The 3,355-nt window shown below is 43.6% G+C and carries 4 protein-coding genes; 3 read left to right on the top strand and 1 reads right to left on the bottom strand.

Going from position 1 to position 3,355, the window contains the following annotated elements:
- Positions 1–89: 89 nt before the first annotated feature.
- Together GF401_02025 and GF401_02020 are read left to right on the top strand one after the other, a co-directional pair.
- The gene (locus GF401_02025) at positions 90–347 is read left to right on the top strand and encodes a hypothetical protein (protein ID MBD3343824.1); all 258 of its coding nucleotides are present in this window, start codon (positions 90–92) and stop codon (positions 345–347) included.
- Positions 348–404: 57 nt separating this feature from the next.
- Positions 405–617 (top strand): hypothetical protein, encoded by a 213-nt coding sequence (locus tag GF401_02020; protein MBD3343823.1) that lies wholly within the window; start codon positions 405–407, stop codon positions 615–617.
- A gap of 767 nt (positions 618–1,384) precedes the next feature.
- Here the strand turns inward: GF401_02020 and GF401_02015 are convergent.
- Complete coding sequence (locus tag GF401_02015) at positions 1,385–2,773, bottom strand: hypothetical protein (protein ID MBD3343822.1); 1,389 nt, start codon at positions 2,771–2,773, stop codon at positions 1,385–1,387.
- Positions 2,774–3,125: 352 nt separating this feature from the next.
- Between GF401_02015 and GF401_02010 the strand changes: the two genes are divergently transcribed.
- A partial coding sequence (locus GF401_02010) for a hypothetical protein (GenBank protein ID MBD3343821.1) occupies positions 3,126–3,355 on the top strand: 230 nt, incomplete at its 3' end.

Raw genomic sequence — 3,355 nt, 5'->3', positions numbered from 1 at the left:
AGCATATGAGCAGACAAAAGATCTCTCGGGAGAGGAGCGTATTTCACTTTTGGAAGAACTGCGATACGATTTAGGAAGAATTGCAGGTTATGATTATTCACGAAGATTTGAAAGAACTCTTACGATTGCTCAACGAGAGAAGTGTTGAATATGTAATCGTTGGAGGCTATGCCGTAGCTTTTTACGGGTTTATCCGGGCCACAAAAGATATCGATATTCTATGCGGAAGCTATGCAGACATTCAGGTTTATTTTATTTCAAAAGCCGATCTGTTTAAAAGCAAACGTTTTGCTGGACGTCCACAGGATATAAGAGATATAGAAGAATTAGGAGGCGCTTCGGCCTGATTTTGTGGATGATTTGCCCTGCGTTACATCAATCTGGTTAAGTTGAATTATGATTTTGTGTCTCCCTTAGGTGCATTTACCGTTTCGGATGTCGATTCCAATGCTCTGATTGTCGATACGAGCGATGGAAATCTTTTTGGCGAAGGAAGCGTTGGAGATCCATATATCGGCGTCTATCCAATCGATACGATAATTGTCAAAGGCGGCGCAAAAGTGCATACAAAAGGATTATTTTTCTATGATGAAATAACAGGAGGGGGGCGAAACTGACTTCTTCTGCTCGGAAAGTCGATTTCGGGGGTTGTAGACTCTCGCCCAAAACACGAAAGATATTTTCATAATAAATCCGAGTTATCCGAGGATTATCTTTTGATATAGGAAAGGCCTCCGGATAAGGAGGGCCTTGATTAATACGCACAGGTTCGGGTCTTGTCAGCAAGGCAGTGCTTTTTCACGTTCATCCAGCGTATACTATTCTTGTTCTTATAATCTCATAAATTCGTAATAATACTTTTTGAGTTGTATCGGTGATGACTTCCGGAGTGACGATTTTATCGGATCTTCGTGCGGCTCTTCACTCTTCCTATGCCGGTCTGCCGGCATAGCATATAATCAAGCATTTTCCTACCAGGGTCTAAGGGCATGGAATGCCCTTACATCCCTCCTCATCCCTCGCCAAATTCTCATCATCCCTTTTGCCGAAAAAAAGCCATCTTTTCTAATGGCTTAACAAAAAATTATCTCAGGGAAACATGGTATTCTGGAAAAGAAATATCCTGTACTTATCGCCTGTTTTAAGGTACTCCGATATCGATATTATTCTCTCCTCATGCGGCTCTATGGGCATAGCATATAATCAAGCATTTTCCATAGCAGGGATGTAAAGAAAAGGCCCGACGAAAGGAGGAAAAAGCCAGGAATCCCTTTCCCCATTAAAAATGTAATACCCATATTATTTAAGATGTGAAATTTGACTTTGATTTTGATGTTGACATTGACACTGTTCAAAATTGCTGAAACTCAATTATGAGCAAGTACTAATTATCCTCTTCGCCATACTCGATATTCACCGAGGCTTCAAAGGCGATTTTACCGCGCTGGGGTTTGGTGACTTTGAATTCGGGATAGGATTCTTCAAGGGACTGGATCAAGCGTTGAAGGCGGACACCTAAATTGGGCGAAACCGGATCATACACGATATTTGAGTCGCGGATAAACTCTCTGTACTCGAATTCGGTGCGACCGGATTCTTTGTAGGTCCGGACTATTTTCCGAAGGATTTTAGCAGGGACCGACCGGATGAAATGTTTGCCGTTGACCGAGATGCTTTCATCCTTGATATGGTACACCACACTAAATTTGTGAGATATTTCATCGATGAGTGCCCGATGCTTTTTATGCGCTTCCGACCAGAGCTTATCATCACTCGATGTGGCGTCATCGATAATGCCGGCTAAAAAATCGGGTGGTTTTTTTGAGTCCCGAGTGTAGCGGAAACCATACACGCAAATGGGTGCATGGTAGGCGCATCCTTTGTGCAGAATAACGCGCTCGCGCCGGGGGCAGAAATAATCTTTACTTGCAACAATTACTTCGGTGTCGGGCACTTTATACTGATCGATCGCGATATCCCGTGTTTTCAGAAAATCGTAGAGGGTTGTTACGGTTCCAAAGTATTCATCGTCGATAAGCACCATGTGGTCGCTTTTTTCTACGGTATGGTCCCAGACGACTTGGTCAATTTGTTGACTATCGCATACCAAAAAAAGCTCTTCGTAGGGGGCGATATTCATGCAATGGGGGAGGAGTTGAATTATCATGCCTACCCAGAGTTCACTGTCGTGGGGGGGGAGTGGTTTGGCGTATTTCTTTTTGTGAAGTTTGAACGATTCGGCCGGATATGAGTGCATCAGCATCATCATGGCAATATTCCAGTTGTCGACGGTCTCGTGTTTGACAACTTTCTGGACCATTCCCGGCGCCAGTTTGTCGGTAAAAAACTCGATCATCTGCAAAAGCAGCGGGCGGACGTCCCGGGCCGTAAAAAGATGGCCTAAAAAGGGTTTGCCCCAGCTCAGTACCGATTTTGCGGAAATAAGCATCCCCCGGTTGATCCGCTGGAAACTTCTCCGGATAAAATCGAGGATGTCGATATCCTTTGATAAAAGAAATTCCTCCAGCGCGCCGAGCACTTCAATGGCATACTCCAGCGGGGTCGTCGAGTCTTCGTTCCACAGATGGGAATACATTTCCGCTTCCTGCTCGGGGAGCCTGGTGCCTGGAAGGGGAAAACGCCGCCAGAATTCACGAATGTCGGATGTTTTCATTTCCAGAAGCATGCCCGCATAGAGGATTTTCAGCACATCATTGCGGATATAAACAGGCTTTGAGGATTTTTTAGTTTTTTGTGCAATAGAATCCGACATATATATACTTTTTGTACCGGAATACCCTACGACAGGTGTGGGGGAAAGCTGGTTACCGTAATTCGGCGCTTAATGGATTTTTATTGGTTATACTGATTATTATAAAGCTGCCACGCACCGAATAAGACGAATTAAAATCAAAATGTCCACTCTATACCTGTAATTATAGAAATATATCGAGCATGTTTCAAATATATTCTTGTAACATAATATAATTATTAGAGATAGACGGGGAAAAGGAGCAAAGCGCTGGAATAATTTGAATTTATTTTGTATTTTCCCATATCATTTAAATATATCAATGTCCTGGGAAACATTGACATTTTCGAAAAAATCAATTATTTCTCACTGTATGCCGAAGTTTGCTTATAAAGTCAGGGATACCCAGAACAGGGTCCTTTCGGGGACCACCGAGGGTACGGATGTTGACGAGGTACTGGATCGCCTGACAGAGCGAGGGCTGACGCCGCTGAATATCGAGGAGCTTAATTTTGACGGTACCCGGAAAAATGAGAGCTATATCGAGAAGATCAACAATGCGCTGCTCAAGTACCAGACCCGGGTGCCCTATAAAACGGTTGT

Source organism: Chitinivibrionales bacterium (assembly GCA_014728215.1).
Classification (GTDB): domain Bacteria; phylum Fibrobacterota; class Chitinivibrionia; order Chitinivibrionales; family WJKA01; genus WJKA01.
Note: the sequence above shows the minus strand (reverse complement) of the source record. Positions and strands in the feature narration are given on the sequence as shown.